This window comes from Lutibacter flavus, assembly GCF_900188355.1.
Taxonomy (GTDB): Bacteria; Bacteroidota; Bacteroidia; order Flavobacteriales; family Flavobacteriaceae; genus Lutibacter; species Lutibacter flavus.
In genome coordinates this window covers 175228-196155 of record NZ_FZNX01000004.1, presented here as the reverse complement: position 1 = coordinate 196155, position 20928 = coordinate 175228, and the positions used below count along the sequence as shown (strand labels likewise).

Below are 20928 nucleotides of genomic sequence, written 5' to 3'. Positions count from 1 at the left end.
GGTGGGAACTTTTTTTAATTCATTATCAATACATTATTTTGGTTTAATTTATAGTTCTAATTCTGGTGTCAATCTATCAAATAGATATAAGATTTATGAAAGAAGTCTTCATTTTGAATTTCCCAAGTTGGGTTTAACTATGGATTATTATTCATCTAATTCTGCGATGCGTTTTAACAACGATTCTTTCATTTTATCTAAAAACTTTGTATTGTTACATTTACGGGATCGTATTTCAATAAAAGTATGATAATAATTACCTAATTCAATATTAAAAATTTGCTCACATACAGCTGCTAACTCTTTAATATCAGCAGTGCCACTATTAACAACTCCACTAGATTGAAGTGCATAGATAAGCTCTATTAGGTCTGTTTTACTCCCTGTCCAGAATAGTTTTGATTGTTTATACATTGATTTTGATATCACGGTTTCAGTATTATTTTCTAATTTTTCTATTTCCTGCTGAAGATATACAATAAGCATATCATAGGCCATTATAGTTGCAACTGTACTATCTTGACTCGTAGAAAACTGTTCATCTGTAAAAAAATGAAAAGAATCGGGGTGCAATCTTAAATCAGCTTTCCCTCTAACAAAATATTGTTCGTCTAAAAAGGTAGCTCCTCTGCGGTAATATTGGTAAAACTCCAAATTATCATTAAAATATATTTGTAATTTATCAATATGATTATTGAGATAGTTTATTTGAGATTTTGAACGACTTCGAGGTCTCTTACTCTCAATATGAATGAGTTTGACATAGTAAATTAACTTACTAAATACTAGGGGTTTTATGTGCTTGAAAAAATAAATTTCTGCTTGTAAGTTTTTAAACCCCTTATCAATGACCATTTTTTGCAATTTTTTAATGCTGATTTCAGTATAGGTTATTCCTACTTCAGATTTATAGAGGGAATCATTATTTTCCATCTCTAAAACTTCAAGTTTTTTGTCTAAATCGGATATAATACTATTATAAATCATCTAATTGTGCTTGCAAATTTGTTTAAAATTCAAGTTAAAATTGGGCACTAAAAATTATCTGGTAAAGTTAAAATTGGCTAAAAAAAGTCAGTTTAATACATTAATTTTCGTTATTAATGGCATCCATCATTTCCATTGAAAAATTATCTTTTGCTTGAATATAGGCTACTTTTGATTTAATTTTTGCTCCTAACTTCTTCTTTTCAAAGGCTGCTGTCATTCCAAAATTTATGCTTTTAAAATGAAGTTCTCCTGCTCTTTTAATAGTTTGAAATAACAGCTGACGATAAATTTGATACTTTCGTAAATACGTATAATTCATACCTACAAAAGCTGGAGTATATAAATTATTTCCATTTTTATAGCAAAACATAACGCCTACAGGAATACTGTTTTGTGGATTTAACTCCTTTTTAAGAGTTAGTATTATAAATTCCCAATTTGGATGATTTGACATAATTTCAAGCATTTTTTTTGGAAATGAAAACGTATTTAATCCTAGATTGTTCTTTCTTACATTTTCGTATAAATCATATAAATGTGATAGTTCTTGTGAATTCAATTCTGATTTAATTGTTATTTCGAAACAGGATTCAAAGGGTACTATATCTTTTCTAAAATGTCTTCGATTTCTTGAAGATAAAGAAGCTATATATACATCTGTATTATTCCAATTTAAATTTTCAATAGTACAAGATTCTGGCATATTTGCTTTTATAAAACCTTGTTGATGAAATTTTTGATTTAAGTTAGCATCCATTTCAAAATCCCGCAATACTAGCATTGATGGATTTAACTTTAAGTCCAAATCATCTAATTTTTGAAACATCATATTAAAAGCCATCTTAGAATCTGAATGATTCTTATCTAAATAATAATGCTGACCCTCACTAAAAAGAGACCCCATACTAAGAACATAAGATGTAAACAAGTATGGATTTTTTATTCGTTGCTGTTCTAATTTGATGGAAACTGTTTCAGAAGCAAGCATATCTTCTTTCCAGAGATTGAACGTAAAAAAAGTAGCAAGGATTGGCTTATTTTTGGTGTCCCTAATTATAAAATAGTAAAACTTCCAATTGTGTTCTTTCATTATATTATTATTAAAAACACTTTCTAAAAACAACAATCCTTCCCAATCAAATATCCCTTGCTTTCCAAGCATTTCATTCCACTCTACTTTAGCTATATTTTGGATGGTATCTTCCATTTGCAAAGTCAACTTATTTGAAGTTTCATCATCAGCTACCATTGGTGTTGGTATTTTAAATGCACTATACACCCTATGTTTAGTGGTATTGGTGCTATCTAAAGACTTAGGGAAATGATACGACATTGCTGCCACCAAACTTTTAATTTCTTCTTTCTGATTATGCCTTGAAATTGTGATTCGTACTCCGGTATTCTTCACAGGTACTGCTGGAAAAAGTCCTAGATTGACAAAATATCCTTCTTGCATCAACCTATTAACAAAATTATATCCTGTTTTTGGCATTCCTGTTCCAATGTAAAAAACTGGTGAATTGTTTTTATTAACTAGTGGTAAATCAGTTTGACTCAGTAAATGATTAAATAGATCAATACGTTCTTTTAATTCTGATTGGAGTGTATATATTTCAGGAGATAAGTGAATTTTAGCAGAAGCAATAGCTGCACCAACTGAGGCTGGCTCTAATTGTGCTGAGAAAGTTAGAGGTCCTCCAAAGGTTTTAATTTTTTGATACATTTTAGTGTCAGAGCACGCTAAAAAGGCGCCACTTGCACCAAAAGTTTTACTTAGAGTTCCAAAAATTAATATATTTTTTGGAAGTTCGGTTAGTTGACTAAGAACATAACCTGTCCCTTTTTTCCCAATCCAACTCATCCCATGTACATCATCACAATACAAAAATAATTGAGGATATTTATTGCATAATGCTACTAATTCTTTGATGGGTGCATAATCTCCATACATTGAATAAATACCATCACACATATACCATATTCTTTTATGTTTTGGAGACAATGCTTTAATTTTATCTTCCAACATTTGAAGATTATTATGGCGAATCATTTCTATGGGAACACTTCTTGACTTAAGTGTTTTTGCTGCGCTCTGTACACTCCAATGAACTTGATGATCTAAAATAATTGCATCTTGATCATCTACAGCGCTTGGAATAACTCCAAGATGTCCTAACGTACTATTCTTTGTTATAATGATATTATTCCCATACATTTCTTTAACATGTTCCTCTAATGTTTTATATAATGGATGAGAAATATAAGATTTGGACAGCGGAAATTGAGTTCCATATTTTGTAATGGCATTAATTGCAGCCTCTTTTAATCGAATATCTTGTTCTAACCCCAAATATCCTGTTGTTCCAAAATGAAAGAGTTTTTTGTTTTGTATTTGCAAAGTTCTTCCTGAAAATGATTCATCTTCTGCGTACAGGTGTAAAATCCCTGCTTCTTTTGCGTCTGTAAATACTTCGTTTACAGTATCTAAAAAATTATTTGATTTGATTTTTGCCATAGCTTACAATTATTTATTTATAGAATTTTAAATTAAAATCCTTGTTATTTCAGAATTATAGTCCTAAAATTCTATAAAAAAAACAATACGATTGTAACTTTTCCGATAAAAATACTTTTTAGACAACTTAAACTACTGATATGATAAAAAACAAGCTAATTCACTATAAATTATAGCCATAAGAATTAAATAATTTACTAAATAAATAAATTTTATGTTACTTTAGTAAAAAAAATATGAAATGGAACAAGAATTCTTTGAAAATAAATTTGCCAAATTTTGGATAAGTGACCAAATCCTTTTTTTTGAATATAAACAGGGTGTAGTCATTGATTTAGCTGCTGCTCAACGTATAGTTGCTGACCGAATACATTTTCAAAATGAAGTTTCTTACCCTATTTTTTGTGATGTTCGAGGCATTATTCAAATTGATAAAGCTGCTAGAGATTATTTAGCGCAATCTGGCTCCGTCTTAACAAAAGCAGTTAGCTTTCTTGTTCATCAAAAAGTATTAAAAGCAATTGCAACATTCTATGTTACTATTAATAAACCCGCTGTGCCGTCACAATTGTTTAATGACAAGACAGATGCATTAGAATTCCTTTCAAATTATATTTAGTTTTTTTGAATTAAAACATAATCTTCAGTTTAATGGATTCAGATTCAAATAACATTCGTTTTCAAAACATCTATCAAATGTTGATTCAGATGGGTAAAGGTAATTTTACACAACGAGTTGAACGATCAGGTGAAGATGATAATCTTGAAACTTTAATTGTTTTGGTAAACATGTTAGCCGAGGAATTGAATAGTTTAATTTCACATAAAGGATTTGTAAACCCACACCATTCTAGCAAATATCTTGTGCAAACTTCTTTTATTTTGGATTCAAATTTTATTATTAAAAGTTTCAATTCAGATGTATTCAATATTTTAGGATATTCACCAGAGGATTTAATCAATAAACAATTTTCAACAATCCTATCGAAAGAATCTGTTGTAGTATGGAATGGTATTAAAGAGGATTTACAAAAGGATTTGACACATAGATCTGCACAACAACTAACCTATATCACAAAAAATAACTTACAAAGACCTTCATTTTGCAATATCTCTAGGCTTTTTCATAATAATGATATTTTAGTTAGTTCCGTGTCTAATATTATTGAAGATACTGCCTTACCAACCAAATTAATTTCTTCTACCGAAACTATTAAACCCACAGGTCTGTATCGTTTATCGGATGTACAATTGATACAGAAAGTTTATGACTATATATTAAATAATTTGGATAAACCCCTTCCAACCATAAAAGAGCTTTCACGTATTTTTGGTACAAATGAATACAAGCTTAAATTTGGATTTAAGTATTTATTTAAAACGAGTATTTATCGATTTTATAATAACAAAAGACTACAAAGGGCTCATCTTTTAATTCAACAATCAACGATACCACTTAAAGAAATTGCTACTATGTGCGGCTTTTCAACATATCCAAATTTTTCAAAAGCCTTCAAAAAACTCTTTGGCTATTCTCCTAACAATGTTTCGAGAAAATATACTAGTTTGACAAAGTCATCATAAAGGCAATTAGCTTCAATTAAATAATCAATTTTTATAAACTTCTTAAACTAATCCTTTTTCAATAAGCCAACCTACTGATTAGATAATACTTATAAGTTTGTTTTGTTGGAATTTTGTATCAAATTAAAACTGTATAATTTTTTGATATGAAATTTAGCCTAAGAAAAAATATAATTAGTATCATTTGTTACTTGTATGTTTTTATGCTTGTATATGCTGCCACAAGTAAACTTTTAGATTTTGAAAACTTTAAAATTCAGTTAGGACAGTCACCTTTACTTAGTTCATTTGCAGATTGGATTACAATTCTAGTTCCTGTTACTGAATATATTATAGCTTCTTTATTGTTAATTCCAAAATTTCGATTTATTGGTTTGTTTACATCTTATTTATTAATGGTGCTGTTTACAGCTTATATCTATATTATATTAAACTACAGTGCTTTCGTTCCTTGCTCTTGTGGTGGGATACTGGAAAAAATGACTTGGAATCAGCATCTCGTTTTTAATATCATATTTATTTTTTTAGCTGCATTTGCCATCCTACTTACAACCGAACATCCCCTATTATTTAAACGCAAAACTGTCAAATTATGAGCTATAAAGTAAAACTTTTCTTGTTATTAACTTCTGCTTTAATTGGTGTTGGGATCGTCTTTTACCTATTTCACCTGTCCGAAGAAATTACCCATTATCAGAACAAATTTATTCGTAGGTACCCACAACATGTAGCTCAAGAAATTTATCAGGCTGACTTAGTTTATAATTCCTTCTATTTTGCAGGCGTAGCAAATGGAAAGATTTATTTAGGAAATTATACAGCTCCTTTACAAATTTTAGCATTAGATAGTACGCTACAAAAAAGAACTACCCATAAAATAACATTAACAGAAAAAGACCTTCCATTTGCTTCCCCTCAAATAAGAGTTCAAGGAAAACACTTTTTTGTTTTTGAAGGAATCGCTCCCTATGTTTTTAAAGGAAACATAAGGGACTGGAAGGCTTCGTTAAAAATTAATAGTGGCTATTATTTTTCTCAATTAAAACCTATGGATTCTGTTACTATGGCTGTTCGGTATTTAACACCTAAAAGTGGGGAAAGCCTGTTAGGTACGCTTAATCTTTCGGACATCTCAAAAGTAGCTTATGGTGATCATCTTTTACAAAAACAATTTGATGGCATCTTTGATACGGACGGAAGTCTTCATTTTAATAAGGAACTCAATCGCATTGTTTATGTGTACCGTTACCGGAATGAATATATTGTAAGTGATCCATTCCTTCAATTAGCATATAGAGGGAATACCATTGATACGGTAAGCACAGCACAGGTAAATTTGGTCCAAAAGAAAAATAGCACACTTAAAACGTTTGCTGAACCACCGTTGGTCGTGAATAAAACAAGTGCAACCGCTGGGAATTTACTATATATAAATTCTGCATTACCAGGCTTGTATGAAGACGAAAATATATGGAAAATTGCTAGTATTATTGATGTCTATGACCTTACCGATGCCTCCTACCGTTCAAGTTTTCCAGTTTATGATATCAACAATAAAAAAATGAAAAGTATGCTTGTATCAGGACATTTTTTATACGCCTTGATTGGAAATAACATAGTATGCTATGAACTTATAGAGCATTTAAGTCAAAATAAAGCAGCAAGTTCTTACACAAAAACTAATTGAATATATATCGGCCGATATCAGGGGTAAGACTGAAAACCTGTAAAAAAGAGTAAGTCATCATTTTAAATATTTAATATTATGAAAACACAAATTTTAAAAAGAATAATGATGCCATTAGCAGTCATTTTTTTAGGTATTGCAGGTGCTTTTGTTACTATGTCTATGGGTAGTACAGAATCGCTTTCAACAACACAAGGCTATCGATTTGTTTCACAAGCAGATCCTTGTCATGCGGAACAGATGTGTACTCCTGTTGCAACTCCAACTATCTGTACTTCCGGTAGTAGTAGATTGTGGGGGAAAATTAATCCAAGTATCAATGTATGTAATGTACCATTGTACAAAATATATAACTAAAATTGATTCAGGAATTATATTTAAAAACAATGCAGCTCTTCCACAAAAGAGCTGCATTGTTATTTTTTATTGGGGTTCAAACCAGTCTGGTCTTTTTTCCTCTTTTAAATAATATCCAAACCAATCTGAGAGTCGCCCTGTTAAATCAATTTGATTTTCGGGTATTTGAATAGCGTGATCATCTTTAGGATAAATTAACATAATATGTTCTTTTTTTAATCTTCGCAGTGCGATATAAAATTCCATTGATTGATATGGATCCACGGTTGGGTCTTCTTCACCCGTATACGATAACAACGGAGTGGTCACGTTTGAAACTGCGTTCAATGGAGAATTTCTTAGATACCCTTCTTTATTCTCGAACCAGGGTTTCCCCATACGAAACTGTTGATATTCAAATCGCCAAGCATTGGAATTTAATTCACCCTTATTAACCGAAAAATAACAGCTAGTTAAATCAGAAACACCAGCTCCTGCAACTGCAGCAGCAAACATATTGGTTTGTGTTATAATGAAATTTGTTTCATAACCTCCAAAAGAATGCCCTACAATCCCTAATTTATTTTTGTCTATTGGAGCCAACGAAAGGGCTGTTTTTGTTGCAGCTATTACACAATCAACAGCAGAAAAACCAGGATTACCTATTTCATAAACAATATCTGGTAACAATACAAAATAGCCTTGACTTGTAAAAAAAGTTATGTTAAATTCTGCCCCATTTAAAAGACTTGGATTGGTGTACTTATGTAATTTGTGGGTTTGTTTTTCATAAATATCTACAATCATGGGATATTGTTTTTTGGCGTTATAATTAAAAGGATAAAACAGGACCCCTTTTAATTCAGATTCCTTGGATTTTTTATACTTTATCAATCGTGAAAAGCCCCACTTATAATTAAAATGTTGCGGATTACTTTTAAAAACTGTTTTTTGCTGAGCATTTCCTGATTTTACAATTAATTCTGGAGGGTCATTAAAATCTTCTTTTACAAAAGTGAATACATTATTTTTTTTAGCTTTTTTAATTGAACTAAGCAATTTTGATTCAAATACAATTGGGGCTATTTTCCGGTTCTTATTCAACCTAACGTAACCAGATTTACTATTGTCAATCGCTTTAACTTTCAACGTGACACCATTTTCTAAATTGATTATTTGAGGTTTTGAATTTACACTACTTGGATCCCAATATTCTATATTTGCTAGTCTGAAAATTTGTTTACGTTCTCTACCCTGTGTTAATTTTTTACCGCCCCTATTTTTATCCATAGAAAACTCCCAAATATCAAACTGGTCATAGATTAACAAGGATGCATCGTTTTTAGTCCATCCCAAGAGACCATAAGGAGCTGGTTCTTCTGGCTGATCGCTTGAATCATTAAAAAATGAAATCTCTTTGTTTTTGGTTATATTGGTATGTTTTTGGTTGGCTATCGAGTATACCCACCAATTATGTGCTCTAAAATATACAATGTACTTTCCTTGGGGTGAAAAAAATAAATATCCAGAAGAACCATATTGTTTTTTCAAAAACAGGGTTTTCACATTTGTGGCTATGTCTACCAAATAATAATCTTGGTATGGCTCACGATTACTAGACGGTTTATAAACATCTGGGTTATAAACAAGTGCCCATTGCTGATTTCCATTTAATAAGACATTTGGGTGCTCGTTATCTCCAACAGCTCTCAATTTTCCTTTTTCTGGCCACCAAGCTCCAACACGTGGGGTGCGTAGTGTGGTCAAAGATTTGTCATAAATAGTCCTCAACGGATACAATTCTTTATCCTTGGTATTCCAAATCTGCACATTTAAGTTGTTTTTGTCGTTCTTGATTTTAATATCTTTTTTCATTTTAAAAAACACGCATTCTTCGTCATCTGAAATTCCAAGTGATGAAACATAATTAGCAACCAAAACCATTTCTTTAGGCCAAGACTTTCTAGTTTTCGTATTGTATTGAAACAATTGCTTGTTTTTAATCTTGTAGAACAAAATTGTATTTGCTGTAAATGCTTTAGCTGAAACTGAACGCGCTACAAAAACAATTGATGTCCCTTCTCTATGCCAAACTATATTTTCAAATGCATTGTCATTACTACTTGTAACCATGGATTTGATAATTTTTTTTCCAAATTGCAGCAAGCCAACCTTAGATTTATTCGAATTGGAAGTACAAAAAGCGAGTTTATCACTCTTGGGACTCAACGAAAATGAAGTCACATTTACAATAGTATCTAAAATAGCACCCTTCAAATTTTTTATGATAATCTTCGTTTTTTCATCTTGAGAATTACAAAAAAGAAGGATATATTGCCCTTCATTTACAAAAACAAATGATTGAACTTGGTCAACTACTTGTATTTTACCTGTTATTAAATTCTGCAAATGAAATCGATTCTCAGGTAGCAAACACCCAAACCAAGTTTCACCTAAGAACTTTCCTTTGAATCCTTTTGCGAATTCAAAAGTTTTATCGGTTACTGTGTTTTTTACAAAAAGTGTATCCATTATTGATTCATACGAGAGTGAATAACTCACCCATCTCCCCTGTTCAGAAATACTTTCAGTAGTTAAATTACTCCACAGTTTATAGTCGGAAGCTGTCAATTGTTTTGTTTTGTTGACCTGCCCTGATACCGGGCAGGCTAACAAAAACAACATACAATTAATCCAAATAATTTTACAGTTGTTTATTATGAAATTCATTAGTAACCTGGGTTTTGAGGAGTTAAATTTGTATTTAGATTGAGTTCTATTTCTGGTATAGGGAACAATATGTCATTCGTATCCCAACCTGGCTTTACTTCAGACAAAACAGATTGAATACTATCAAATCGCTTCAAGTCAAAAAATCGATGTCCAAACTCCGTAAACAATTCAAATCTTCGCTCCTGTAAAATAGCTGCTAAAAGTTCTGTTTGTGTTTGTGCAGTTGTATTATTTAAGCCTGCTCTATTTCTTATTTGATTTAGTGCTTCTTTAGCATTTGAAAGTTCTCCTAAATGTGCCAATGCTTCTGCCTTTATTAAATATAATTCTCCTAAACGGAATACAATAGAATTCTCAACAGAAGAACCTGTATTAGAATATTTATATTTATATGGATGCATCCAACTCGTTGTGCCATCACTCACTGTTTTTGTCCAATGGATTTTTCTTTGATCACCCGCATTAAATGCTTCTGCAAGATGAGTGCTTAATGCTGACAAAGGGGGTGGACCTACTGTGAAATTAAAAGTTTCACTTTCCAGTGTATTGCCACTGTCAAAAGCTGGACTCAATTGCCAAATTGTAGCTGTACTTTCTTTAAGAAAAACTTTGTCAAGGTCTTGTTCAAAAACGTACATACTTGTTTTATTCAGCACTGTTGTTGCCTCACTGACTGCTTCCTCCCAGTGTCCAGCATATAAATTCACCCTTGCAAGTAATGCATTACAAGCATATTTATTAGGACGCACTCGAATGTAAGAAATATCATTTTCTGGCAAAAGTAGTACAGCTTCCTCTAGTTCAGTTTTGATACTTCCATATATAATATTCAATGGTACTCTTTTGGCTTGTTGGTTTTCAACATAATCAGTAGTGGTGATGTATGGAATAGCTCCAAATATATTGGCTAGATAAAAATGAATTAATGCACGTACAAACAAAGCCTCCCCTTTTAATTGATTACGATCCTCTATTGGTAAATTAATCGAATTTTCCACTCCTTCCAAAACTGCATTGGCAGCATAAATTTGGTTATAACTGCTATTCCATAATTGTCTCACATTGGAGTTTGATGCAATAAGAGCATTGTTATAAAATGCGGTTGTTTCGTTTTGAGCATTTCCATAAAAGTCAAGTTCATCAGTATAATTCCCTAATAAATGTGACAGCCCAGTTGATCCTCCTGTGAGTAATCCTTCATCCCTAATTTTTGAATAAATAGCTGTCATTGCTGCATCAGCGGTTGTTTTTTCCTCAAAAACACCATTCGCTGTTAATTGTGAATTTGGAAGTTCTACTTCCACAAAATCATCACAACTATAGCTTGCTAATACAATAATTAAAAGGCAAATTACTGCAACTATTAACCTCCAACTAATATCTTTTTTACTCAACGTATCTATATTATTGTTATTAATTTTTTTCATTGTTTCTTCTTTTTAAATTAAAAACTAACTTTTACACCCGCTGAAAAAACTCGTAAGGGTGGTAAAAAACCTGCTGACTTAAATTCTGGATCTGCACCCTCATATTTTGTGAAGGTTAGTAGATTTTGGCCTTCTAAAAAAAGTTTACATTGATACTTTTTTAATGGTACATCATAGGTCAACGATATATTTTTTAAGCGTATATATGAAGCATCGCTAATTGCTCCGTCGCTTTCAAAATACTTATAATAAGCAGCTACTGCTTCACTGTTACTTCCATCTGTAAGGATTGGGTATGGAGCAATATCACCTGATTGCTGCCAATGATTTAACACATTGACTGGTTGGTTGGTTTGTGATCCTGGTAACCCAAAATAAGATGCAGCGTTATAATTTATTTGCTTGACAAACTGAAACAAAAAATCTAGTTGCCAGTCTTTGTATTTTAGTTGATTTTGCAACCCACCAAAATATTGAGGATTAAAATCTTTGATGGTTGTTTTATCTTCAATTCCAGTGAGCATTCCATCATCATTCACATCTTTAAAAGTATAGATTCCTGTTTGAGGATCAACACCTGTAAAATGATACACTTTTTGAATGTTCAAGGGCTGTCCAATTACATATTGGTTTGCATAGGTGGAACTTTCTAAGTCTGGATATTCTATCAGTTTATTTCGCGCCCAAGTGGAATTGAAATTACTAATCCAGCTAAATTCATCTTTTTGTATGTTTACTGTTCGAAGGGTAACTTCTATCCCGCTATTTTGAACGGTCGCATCCATATTGGATTGTAAGGAAGTAAATCCTGTAGTTCCTGGTAATGGCATTCCAGACAATTGATTTGAAGATCGATTGTTATACCAAGCTGTAGTTAAAAAAACACGCTCTTTTAAGAATCCTGCTTCCAAAGCAACCTCCATTTTTTTATTGGTCTCCCATCCAAATTCGGGATTGAATAAGCGTGCTGGCTGTAATCCAATAACTCCATTATAATTAATTCCAGTAGAAATATAGTTATCTAAATATTGGTAATCGCCAATTTGATCGCTTCCAGTGATCCCATAACTTGCCCTTAATTTTCCAAAACTTAGAATCTTACTATTTTCTAAAACCTTTTCTTTAGAAAATAACCAAGCCGCACCAACAGCCCAAAAATTAGCAAATTGTTTTCCTGGACCAAATCGACTTGAACCATCTCTTCTACCTGTAAGGTTCACAATATATTTTTCCTGCCAATTGTAATTTAATCGTGTAAAAAAGGCTTGGTATTTATATGCTGATTCCTCGCTTGTCAGTGTGTAAACATTGGAAGCAGATGCAAGATTATAAATTAAACTATTACTTGTAAATCCAAAAGCGTACTGCACCAGCTGATTTCCTTTTTGTGATTGGAACGTACTTCCTAGCAAAGCTGTTAATTTTCCTTTTCCTATTGTTTTATTCCAATTTAATTGAGGTTCTATAATCCATGATTCCCGGGTTGCTTGACTTGCAATAAGGCTTGAAAATTCGGCTCCTAAACCGTAAGCTGGATTGTATTCTGTTGATGGAATGGTCGTTGTTTCATTATTATTAAGCGTTGTATAGCCCGTATTTATTTTTAGCTGCAAATTATCTGTAAACTGATAAGAAAGCACCATATTAGCAATCATATCATTGAGTTTTACTTCATATAAACCTTCAAGATTTCTTAAGGGATTATTAAACGTATTGTTCTCCCAATTCAGCGAACCATCATCATTGTACAATGCAGGAGCGTTTGGCGGAATACTTACCGCTTCCCTCATAAGATCCATTCTTGGTTGGTTATTTTTTTGTGAAGTGTATCCAACTGATACTGTAGAAGTGAATTTTTTATTCTCAGTTGTATGACTTAAATTAAGCAAAACATTTCCTTTTTTATAACCAAAATCTCCCGGATAAACTGTGGTTTGTTTGTTGAAATTTCCACTTAATAAAAATTGTGTTTGAGCTGTTCCTCCAGAAATAGCTGATTGAATATCTGTAATCATAGCTGTACCACCTAGTAATTCCTTTTGCCAATCGGTATATCTCGTTTTATCCCAAGTTCCATTGATATCATAGGCATAATATGGGATATCTGTAATTCCGTCATTTGCATAGGCTTCTTCTCGCATTGCTATATACTCTGGTGTTTTTAATAAGTTCATAAATTGAGTTACTTTTCCAACCCCTTGAGATATACTTGAAGAAAATCGTATTTCACCTTCTTTTCCTTTTTTAGTAGTTATTAATACCACACCATTTGCTCCACGAGAACCGTAAATTGCAGTCGCATCAGCATCTTTCAATACTTCTATACTTTCTATTTGGCTTGGATTAATACTACTAAGTGGTGAAGGTTGTGTTGGCAATACGGGGGAATTAATTCCTGTTCCAATAGGGTCTGAAGCATAAGGAACTCCATCAATAATATACAAAGGTCTGTTTCCATCGAATCTTAAACTATTTTGACCTCGAATTTGAACTTCAAAACCTCCTCCAGGCGTTCCGGTGGTTTGCGTAATATTTACACCTGCCATACGTCCCTGCATCGTTGCTAACATATTGGTAACAGGTTGTTTTTCTATAGCTGTTGCTTTTATTTTCTCAATACTACCAGTACGTTCCTTATCCTTTACCTTATAATACCCAGCATTTAAAGTAACTTCTTCTAGTAAAGTAATAGCATCCATTAGTTGAATGTTAATGGTTAATTGGTTATCAACAAGAACAGTCTTTGATTTATATCCAAGTGCAGAAAACACCAAAATATCACCAGCTAAAGCTGCTATAGTATAGCTACCATCAACATCTGACACGCTCCCTTTATTGGTGTTTTTAATTTGTATGGTAGCACCCGCTACAGGAGTTCCTTTAATATCTGTTATAGTACCACTTATATTGATTTGTTGAATGCTTAGTAACTTAGAGGCATTGTATTCTATACTAAGATTGTTTGCCAATAAATGTGTAACATTAAAGAGAAGCATAAAGTAAAAAGCATAGCACAGAGCGCTCCTTCCTATATTAATAAGAATTTTTTTCATAATTTTGAATTAGGTTAAATAATTAATTGTTTAATCGTAATTAAGCCTCCTAGTGACCCTGCGAAAGTTATTTAGGAGGTGTTTTTTTATTTAATGTTTATTCATTGGCATGTTGGTTTTGTTAGTTTGGCTTTAAATACTGCTTTTAATGATCCTTTTAAACATCCATTTTTTACTAATAGTTTAGTTTTAACACTAACTATTGGACAAAAGGATACCTAAAAGCATCTAAACTTTAGGCTTTTAAAACGTAATTTGTTCGGATACAATTAAAATGAAGATTCGTGTGGTTATGGGATAAAAAATGATTGCGTAATCCGAAAATGTGTGTAACGTCAATCCCATAACAAAGTGCCTAAATTGGGTTCTTTGGTTTTTTTATAAATAGAATGTCAAACACAGAAACCGCTGGTATATGAATATACCTATAGTCTTTTAATTGATTTAATGTACATAGTGTTTGTTGCATGCTAATTAAATGTTAAACCCTGCAATTCAAAAAATAAAAACAATTAAAACGGTGCTAAGAATAAAAGCGGAGAATTTACCAATAATAAAAAATGGCGTAGAACTCAGCTTATTGTATCAGAGGTACTGGTATACCCGTACACGAATAAGTGAGCCCACGCCTAGGTCGTGAGCATCTAAACTTATCATCTCGTGTACTTAAAATTACCAGTTTTCTGATACGAGATTCAAAGCGAATGCTTCAAATATTTTCTATATGAAGAATCGCAAATTTATATAATTAAAACAAATATAATAAAAATATCTATCAAAACACATATATGTGTCCTTTTATTTTTATTTAGTATATCACCTTTATAAAATGGAAACAAAAACTGAAAAAATTCTATTAAGAAGAATAGGTAATAAGTTAAGAGCTCTAAGAAATGAAAATAACCTTTCTCAATTTGATCTTTCTATAGAAGCAGGTATTCCAAAAAATCAAGTTGGTAGAATTGAAAGGGCTGAAATAAATACTACGGTTATTACACTACACAAAATAGCAAAAGTTTTTAAGATAGATATAAAATATTTTTTTGATTAAAATTTAAACTTATCAAGATCAGTATTTTAAAGCTTTCAAAGTTTTAATTATAGACTTGTGAAACGATTTCCATTTTTGTGCGGTCGTGCTATTTTCTCATTTTCTTTTTTCTTTTAGCAATTTTAAGATTGGAGCATTATCTATATTAGATGGAATAATAGGTATGTCATCTGCTGTTATAACAACACTTTCCGGGTCGTGAAGTCCAATTTCCCAAGCATTAATAAATTTTAGTTTAGTTTTAAGTATTCCTAATTCAGGGAATGGTTTTACATTAAAATCTTTATCAACATGTGCAGGAATTAATAAGTATTTATTAAAATATTTATAACCATTACTAAGATTATCTAAATTGTTACTGTTAGTAGGCTCCATTCTATGAAATCGAGATGATAAAGAAACAAAACCTCCATCTTTGATTGGATTTTTTTTAATATTCTTACTTACTAAAACTTTATACCAATATGGTTTGTCTTTTCTAATGCCTTTAATTATTGATATCGATATTGTTTCCTCTTTATCAATTTTCCCGTATTCTTTTATCCAATTTTCAAATACTTTTTTTCCTGCCTCTTCATTTTCAAAAGTTAACATAATACCAAATGGGTTTGGTTGTGGCAATGCCACAAAACCAAAAGCTTTCCACTTAGCTTTGTCCCATAAATAAGTGTCAATTATTGTTTCTGCTCTCATGTTTTTATGAGTTGCAGAATTAAAATCTGGTTTTCCTTTATCTGCTACATCTTTTTCCAAATTAGATATAGATATTTCAATAGGGTTTGAGGTTCTTTTTAAAGGAAAGTTTTTATTATTTTCTTTTATCCAGTTTTTAAGAAAGAATTTTGGGTTTGAAGTTAAGGTATTTGTTAAGAAATTTTTATGTTCAACTATTAGAGTTAACCTTTCGTGAACTTCGTCATTTTTGTATAAATTCTCAAAAAACTCTTTATAATCTTTAAACATGTAATTGCTTCCTATAATTAAAGGTATTAGTTTGTCCATTAATTCAGGAATGTCTTTTGAAGTATACTCATAATTTTGATTAATGAATAAGTCAAATAAATTTTTATTCTCATGTTTTATTTCAAAGAATTCATCTAATTTCTCATATTTAATGTTTAAGGTGATTTTTTCTGATAATGGAAATACATCCTCAAAAGCAGTGGCTAAAAATGATTCCAAATAAGCAAAAATAGTTTCTCCTAAAATTAAAAGTTGTATATCATCTTTTGAATTAATGATAAATTTGATTCCTAGTATTCTAGTGTAGGATGTTATTTCATTTTTATTTAAAAAATTGGTCTCAAAAGCCATTTGTTCTACAGAAGGTTGGTTTGCTAATTTATTATAGAATTCTTTGAAATTTTCTTTTGTATATGAAGGGCTTCTAGACTCATTAATTTCTATTAAATCTTCATGTCCCAATAAATATAAAACTGAATCAGCACTTAGCCAAAGTTCATTTTTAGTTAATATATCTGATAAATCTACTAATTCTTTGAAATTTTTAAAGTCTGTATTTAATAACCTTGTAGAAAGACAACCATCTATAAGGTTTTCAATAGACATTTCTTCATTTTCCAAATTTTTTTCTGATTCGAAATAATATTTTATAACGTTAAATAATTCATACCAAGTTAGTAATATAGGAATACGACCAAGTATAACTTCATTTTTTAAAATTTGTTCAATACTGTTGTACAATCTTCGATTGATTGTACCTGTAGTAAAGAATTCGTTAATATAAAGGTTAATTGCAGAAATTACACAATTATTAGCAGCCCAATGTAAGCCTAAATTCGAATATGCTTCACTTAATAGCATTAAGCAAAAATAAAATTCGTCTTGTGTTTCTTCTTTAGCTAGCTTTCTTACGGCTTTTCCAAAAAAGACTAAACTTTCTTTATTTAAATCGTTCTTTAATTTTGTACTTCCTCTATTTAAATAAATTTTACCTGAAGATAATTCAGAGACTCTAGTTGATTCTAATTCCGCAATGACAAGAATCAAATCATCATAATCTTCATTGTCAGGAAGAATTTTATCATAAACATTAATAAACTCTTTTAATTGCTCAAATGGTATATCTAAATGTTTTTCGCTTAATTCAAAGTATTCTTTAAGTTTTATCAATTCATCGGAAACAGATACTTCATTTTCTATTTTCTGTCTCAATTGGAAGAATGATAAATAAAATTTAGCAAGTAGGGAAGTAGATGGTTTCTCTTTGTTTTTAGAACATTTAGTTATGAATGTTCTAAAATCTTGCTCTTCTTTTTTGATGTCAATTATAAGTACATGCTTTGAATCTTCAAGATGTGACACAGTCTTAAGAATATTTGAAAGATTCAAATAAAATTCTAGATTGTTTAAGTTTGGATGTTTTTGAACTAATTCTTTTACAATTAAGAACTCTTCATAAAAAGATTTATAATCGTCATACCAATTGATTAATGTCCAAGCAAGTTGATAATGTATTCTTATTTTTTGCTGTACACTATTTAGTTTATTGACAAACCTTTTTGCTCTTTCGAATTTTCCTATAACTTCTGTCTTTGGCAATTCTATCATTCTAGATAACATGGCACTTTCTAAACAATCCTCTACTAATTGAAAGTCAACTTCGAAAGTTCTATCTGAGCTATTTATTATTTCTTCAATTTCAGATAGTTTTTCAATTCTTTGCAAGTCATTTGCTCCTATTTTTTTTTCTTCTCGATGTAAAGGTGATAGGTTTAAACTGTCGATTACTTCATTTAAAAGGTGGTTACTATAAACCTTTTCAATTATCCATTCAGCATCAAGAATGATTAGTTCAATTCCGTATTTATCTTTAATCAAGTCTTGAGTTTCTTTTTTATCCTTGCTACGAATTTTTTGATTTGAAAAAAAATATGTTTTTGTGTAACCTCTATTTGTTTCAACAATTTTTTTTACATCAGATTTAACTTTTGGTTTCCAATCTTTTTTAGCACTTATAGCAAATGCCCAATTCTCATTTTCGTTCCACTTATTTTCACTGATAAACCATCTATCAGAAATATAGTTAGAGACTGGATATGTTTCTGAATCTGTTTTTCCATCTCCACCACCTGTTGGTCCAACTTGTGGTATTAAATTAGGTGTGATTAATTTTTCAGCTAATCTTCGACAAAGGTTTTCAAAACTATCATGTTTTTGGTTCGTAGAAATTTGACTTATTTCCAAAGCCAATTGTTCTTTAGTTAATAGAACTTTGGATTCTGTTTTAGAATCTGAAAAAAATTCAGGTCTTATATTTCTATAAAATTGCGAAGGAGTTGGAAATTTTTCTTTTTCGTTCATATTTTTACATGAGTGAGTTGCATGCCGCACAATGAGTTTTCATGAGATTTGTGTGACTAGAACATCGGAAATTTTTCGGTTGTAGCAAATTGTTAGTTGAATGTTTGTCGTTAATACTAGTTCAAATTTAAGCATAAATTTTAGGAGGTGTTAGCTGTAGTTTATACTTTTTTTAATTCCTCAATTGTTGATTCAATTATACTCGGGATTTTCTTATCAATAATTTCTTTGTATTTAACACCTTTTCCATCTGTAACATCTACAGCAACGCAGTTTTCAGGATTTACGAAATATTGACTCGAATAAACTTTTTCTAAATATCTAAAAATCATTTCTGAAAACATTCCTAGTTCGGTTTTTGAATAACCTTTCAATTTAGCTACAAACCAAATTCCACCGATTTCTTTGTCATTAGTTCCTGAATATGAAAATATGAAACGTGGTCTTGATTCAATTGGTAGTCCTTTAATATCAAATATCATATCAAATTTATGCTGTTTAATATAATTCAATTTTGAATTAGGCTTAATTTCCTTTAAATCAAATTCTTTGAAGTTTTCAAGAATATCGATATTGCGTTGAAATTGGTCTTTAACTCTTTTGTCTTTTGCAATGCTTATTTTTCCTTGTAATTTCTCAATTTTTTCATCTAATAATTCCAGATTTTCAGTTTTGAAAGTGTTACTTATAGCACTCAAGCTTGTTATCCAATAATCTCCTCCAGACTCACTTTCAGGATTTTTCTCTTTTTTTAAGTTATTTACAAAAGTGATTCTTGATTTATCACTTTTTCGTTTAAAATCAATTAAATTTTTTACAGTAATCTTTCTCATAGTTTAAGCATTTTTTTACAGCTAGCGGGTTTTTTATATGATTTGTGTGACTGGAACATCTGAAATTTTTCGGTTGTAGCAAATCGTTAATTGTATGTTTGTCGGTTCTTTATTTAGTTTAAATGTAAGCATAAATTATATGAGGAGTTGAAGTACATTATATTTGCTTTTTAACAATCAATCCTAATAAATCGTATAAACCAAACCAATATGTTAGAAAACCAAAAAGTAGACATCAAAATCAAATTAGCTTCATTATGGGCTTCCGCTACTTTCTGCTATTTATATGGTGATTATTTTGAATTATACACGCCAGATAAAGTAAACAGTTTAATTACAGGCGATAATATTATGGATAATCCAACTACATTATTAATAGCATCAATAATTTTGGCGATTCCATCTATCATGATTCCAGTTTCAATATTAGTTAAACCAAAAATAAACCGAATTCTTAATCTTTTATTTGGAACTTCATTTACAATAATGATGATGTTTATAGGAATAAGTTCAACCAACGAATGGTACTTATTCTACGTTTTTTTAGCATTTTTAGAAAGCGTTATTACCGCATTAATTGTTTGGTATGCTTGGAAATGGCCTATAAAGAAAACTATCTAATAATGGAAGTTATATCAAGAAATAAAAAAGCAAGAATTGCAGGAATACTCTATTTGTTACTTATCATTTGTGGGTTTACCTACCTTGTATATGTTCCATCAGAATTAATTGATTTAAAAAATAGCACAAAAACTATAGAAAACATCAAAGATTCTGAACTATTGTTTAGACTTGGAATTGTAACAGCAATTTGCTCGTTTCTGATTTTTATATTTTTACCGTTGGCACTTTATAACCTTCTACAAAATGTAAACAAAGTTTCCGCAAAATTTATGGTGTTATTTGCCTTAATAAGTGTGCCAATTTCTTTTGTTAACATTCTAAATAAATTCTCAGTACTAACTTTAATTAATAAATCAGAATACGCACAAAAACTTGAACAAACAGATTTTCAAACGCAAGTAATACTATATCTTGAAAATTACAATAATGGAGTTCAACTTTCACAAATATTTTGGGGACTTTGGCTTTTACCTTTTGGTTATCTAGTATATAAATCTGGCTTTCTTCCAAAGATTTTAGGCATATTTTTAATGGCAGGTTGCTTTGGTTATTTGATTACATTTTTTGGAGGTTTCTTATATTCAGATTTCAACAAAACAATTATCTCAGACATTGTTGGATTTCCAGCGCCAATTGGGGAAATCGGAATTTGTTTGTGGCTTTTAATAATGGGAACAAATAAACTGGTCTTCAAGAAAAAAATCATTATAAATGAATAACAATCAATTTCAAGAAATAAAACCGAGAAAAGCCAGTTACTAACAAAGAACT

At 30.7% G+C, this 20928-nt stretch carries 15 protein-coding genes; 8 read left to right on the top strand and 7 right to left on the bottom strand.

The window, feature by feature from the left end; genetic code table 11:
* Positions 1 to 147 precede the first annotated feature (147 nt).
* Together CHB63_RS12115 and CHB63_RS12110 are read right to left on the bottom strand one after the other, a co-directional pair.
* On the bottom strand, positions 148 to 987 hold the full coding sequence (locus tag CHB63_RS12115; protein WP_089378742.1) for an RteC domain-containing protein: 840 nt from the start codon (positions 985 to 987) through the stop codon (positions 148 to 150).
* A 100-nt stretch (positions 988 to 1087) separates the two neighbouring features.
* Positions 1088 to 3505: an aminotransferase class I/II-fold pyridoxal phosphate-dependent enzyme gene (locus CHB63_RS12110; protein ID WP_089378741.1), complete on the bottom strand. Its 2418-nt coding sequence runs from the start codon at positions 3503 to 3505 to the stop codon at positions 1088 to 1090.
* Positions 3506 to 3746: 241 nt separating this feature from the next.
* Here CHB63_RS12110 and CHB63_RS12105 point away from each other — a divergent pair, with 241 nt between their 5' ends.
* The 5 genes from CHB63_RS12105 to CHB63_RS12085 all read left to right on the top strand — a co-directional run bounded on the left by CHB63_RS12105 (position 3747) and on the right by CHB63_RS12085 (position 7133).
* Positions 3747 to 4124 (top strand): DUF7793 family protein, encoded by a 378-nt coding sequence (locus CHB63_RS12105; RefSeq protein WP_089378740.1) that lies wholly within the window; start codon positions 3747 to 3749, stop codon positions 4122 to 4124.
* Positions 4125 to 4156: 32 nt separating this feature from the next.
* Entirely contained in the window at positions 4157 to 5089 is a 933-nt protein-coding gene (locus tag CHB63_RS12100; RefSeq protein WP_089378739.1) for a helix-turn-helix domain-containing protein, read from the top strand.
* A 146-nt stretch (positions 5090 to 5235) separates the two neighbouring features.
* Positions 5236 to 5685 (top strand): MauE/DoxX family redox-associated membrane protein, encoded by a 450-nt coding sequence (locus CHB63_RS12095; protein ID WP_141107308.1) that lies wholly within the window; start codon positions 5236 to 5238, stop codon positions 5683 to 5685.
* Complete coding sequence (locus tag CHB63_RS12090; protein ID WP_089378737.1) at positions 5682 to 6776, top strand: hypothetical protein; 1095 nt, start codon at positions 5682 to 5684, stop codon at positions 6774 to 6776. The genes CHB63_RS12095 and CHB63_RS12090 overlap by 4 nt, the downstream gene beginning before the upstream one ends.
* A gap of 105 nt (positions 6777 to 6881) precedes the next feature.
* Positions 6882 to 7133, top strand: coding sequence for a hypothetical protein (locus tag CHB63_RS12085; RefSeq protein WP_217898412.1), 252 nt, complete (start codon positions 6882 to 6884; stop codon positions 7131 to 7133).
* 66 nt (positions 7134 to 7199) lie between these two features.
* Here CHB63_RS12085 and CHB63_RS12080 read toward each other — a convergent pair whose 3' ends face one another.
* The 3 genes from CHB63_RS12080 to CHB63_RS12070 are packed head-to-tail and all read right to left on the bottom strand — an operon-like array spanning position 7200 to position 14325.
* Positions 7200 to 9842, bottom strand: a complete 2643-nt coding sequence (locus CHB63_RS12080) for an alpha/beta hydrolase family protein (RefSeq protein ID WP_089378735.1) — start codon at positions 9840 to 9842, stop codon at positions 7200 to 7202.
* The gene (locus tag CHB63_RS12075) at positions 9842 to 11272 is read right to left on the bottom strand and encodes a RagB/SusD family nutrient uptake outer membrane protein (RefSeq protein ID WP_089378734.1); all 1431 of its coding nucleotides are present in this window, start codon (positions 11270 to 11272) and stop codon (positions 9842 to 9844) included. The genes CHB63_RS12080 and CHB63_RS12075 overlap by 1 nt, the downstream gene beginning before the upstream one ends.
* Before the next feature lie 17 nt (positions 11273 to 11289).
* A complete protein-coding gene (locus CHB63_RS12070; RefSeq protein WP_089378733.1) occupies positions 11290 to 14325 on the bottom strand; it encodes a SusC/RagA family TonB-linked outer membrane protein in 3036 nt (1011 codons plus the stop codon).
* Between the two features lie 829 nt (positions 14326 to 15154).
* Between CHB63_RS12070 and CHB63_RS12065 the strand changes: the two genes are divergently transcribed.
* Positions 15155 to 15376, top strand: coding sequence for a helix-turn-helix domain-containing protein (locus CHB63_RS12065; protein ID WP_089378732.1), 222 nt, complete (start codon positions 15155 to 15157; stop codon positions 15374 to 15376).
* A gap of 96 nt (positions 15377 to 15472) precedes the next feature.
* On the opposite strand, the gene CHB63_RS12060 is transcribed toward CHB63_RS12065, so the two are convergent.
* On the bottom strand, positions 15473 to 18700 hold the full coding sequence (locus CHB63_RS12060) for a hypothetical protein (protein WP_089378731.1): 3228 nt from the start codon (positions 18698 to 18700) through the stop codon (positions 15473 to 15475).
* A gap of 161 nt (positions 18701 to 18861) precedes the next feature.
* On the bottom strand, positions 18862 to 19533 hold the full coding sequence (locus tag CHB63_RS12055; protein WP_089378730.1) for a hypothetical protein: 672 nt from the start codon (positions 19531 to 19533) through the stop codon (positions 18862 to 18864).
* Between the two features lie 210 nt (positions 19534 to 19743).
* Between CHB63_RS12055 and CHB63_RS12050 the strand changes: the two genes are divergently transcribed.
* Together CHB63_RS12050 and CHB63_RS12045 are read left to right on the top strand one after the other, a co-directional pair.
* Positions 19744 to 20154: a DUF6326 family protein gene (locus CHB63_RS12050; protein ID WP_089378729.1), complete on the top strand. Its 411-nt coding sequence runs from the start codon at positions 19744 to 19746 to the stop codon at positions 20152 to 20154.
* Between the two features lie 2 nt (positions 20155 to 20156).
* Positions 20157 to 20876, top strand: coding sequence for a DUF4386 domain-containing protein (locus CHB63_RS12045; protein ID WP_089378944.1), 720 nt, complete (start codon positions 20157 to 20159; stop codon positions 20874 to 20876).
* Positions 20877 to 20928 lie beyond the last annotated feature (52 nt).

Coding starts and splice junctions, on each gene's coding strand:
- CHB63_RS12065 (WP_089378732.1), top strand. CDS start 15,155: ATGGAAACAAAAACTGAAAAAATTCTATTAAGAAGAATAGGTAATAAG.
- CHB63_RS12070 (WP_089378733.1), bottom strand. CDS start 14,325: ATGAAAAAAATTCTTATTAATATAGGAAGGAGCGCTCTGTGCTATGCT.
- CHB63_RS12095 (WP_141107308.1), top strand. CDS start 5,236: ATGAAATTTAGCCTAAGAAAAAATATAATTAGTATCATTTGTTACTTG.
- CHB63_RS12080 (WP_089378735.1), bottom strand. CDS start 9,842: ATGAATTTCATAATAAACAACTGTAAAATTATTTGGATTAATTGTATG.
- CHB63_RS12090 (WP_089378737.1), top strand. CDS start 5,682: ATGAGCTATAAAGTAAAACTTTTCTTGTTATTAACTTCTGCTTTAATT.
- CHB63_RS12075 (WP_089378734.1), bottom strand. CDS start 11,272: ATGAAAAAAATTAATAACAATAATATAGATACGTTGAGTAAAAAAGAT.
- CHB63_RS12105 (WP_089378740.1), top strand. CDS start 3,747: ATGGAACAAGAATTCTTTGAAAATAAATTTGCCAAATTTTGGATAAGT.
- CHB63_RS12045 (WP_089378944.1), top strand. CDS start 20,157: ATGGAAGTTATATCAAGAAATAAAAAAGCAAGAATTGCAGGAATACTC.
- CHB63_RS12060 (WP_089378731.1), bottom strand. CDS start 18,700: ATGAACGAAAAAGAAAAATTTCCAACTCCTTCGCAATTTTATAGAAAT.
- CHB63_RS12115 (WP_089378742.1), bottom strand. CDS start 987: ATGATTTATAATAGTATTATATCCGATTTAGACAAAAAACTTGAAGTT.
- CHB63_RS12085 (WP_217898412.1), top strand. CDS start 6,882: ATGATGCCATTAGCAGTCATTTTTTTAGGTATTGCAGGTGCTTTTGTT.
- CHB63_RS12050 (WP_089378729.1), top strand. CDS start 19,744: ATGTTAGAAAACCAAAAAGTAGACATCAAAATCAAATTAGCTTCATTA.
- CHB63_RS12100 (WP_089378739.1), top strand. CDS start 4,157: ATGGATTCAGATTCAAATAACATTCGTTTTCAAAACATCTATCAAATG.
- CHB63_RS12055 (WP_089378730.1), bottom strand. CDS start 19,533: ATGAGAAAGATTACTGTAAAAAATTTAATTGATTTTAAACGAAAAAGT.
- CHB63_RS12110 (WP_089378741.1), bottom strand. CDS start 3,505: ATGGCAAAAATCAAATCAAATAATTTTTTAGATACTGTAAACGAAGTA.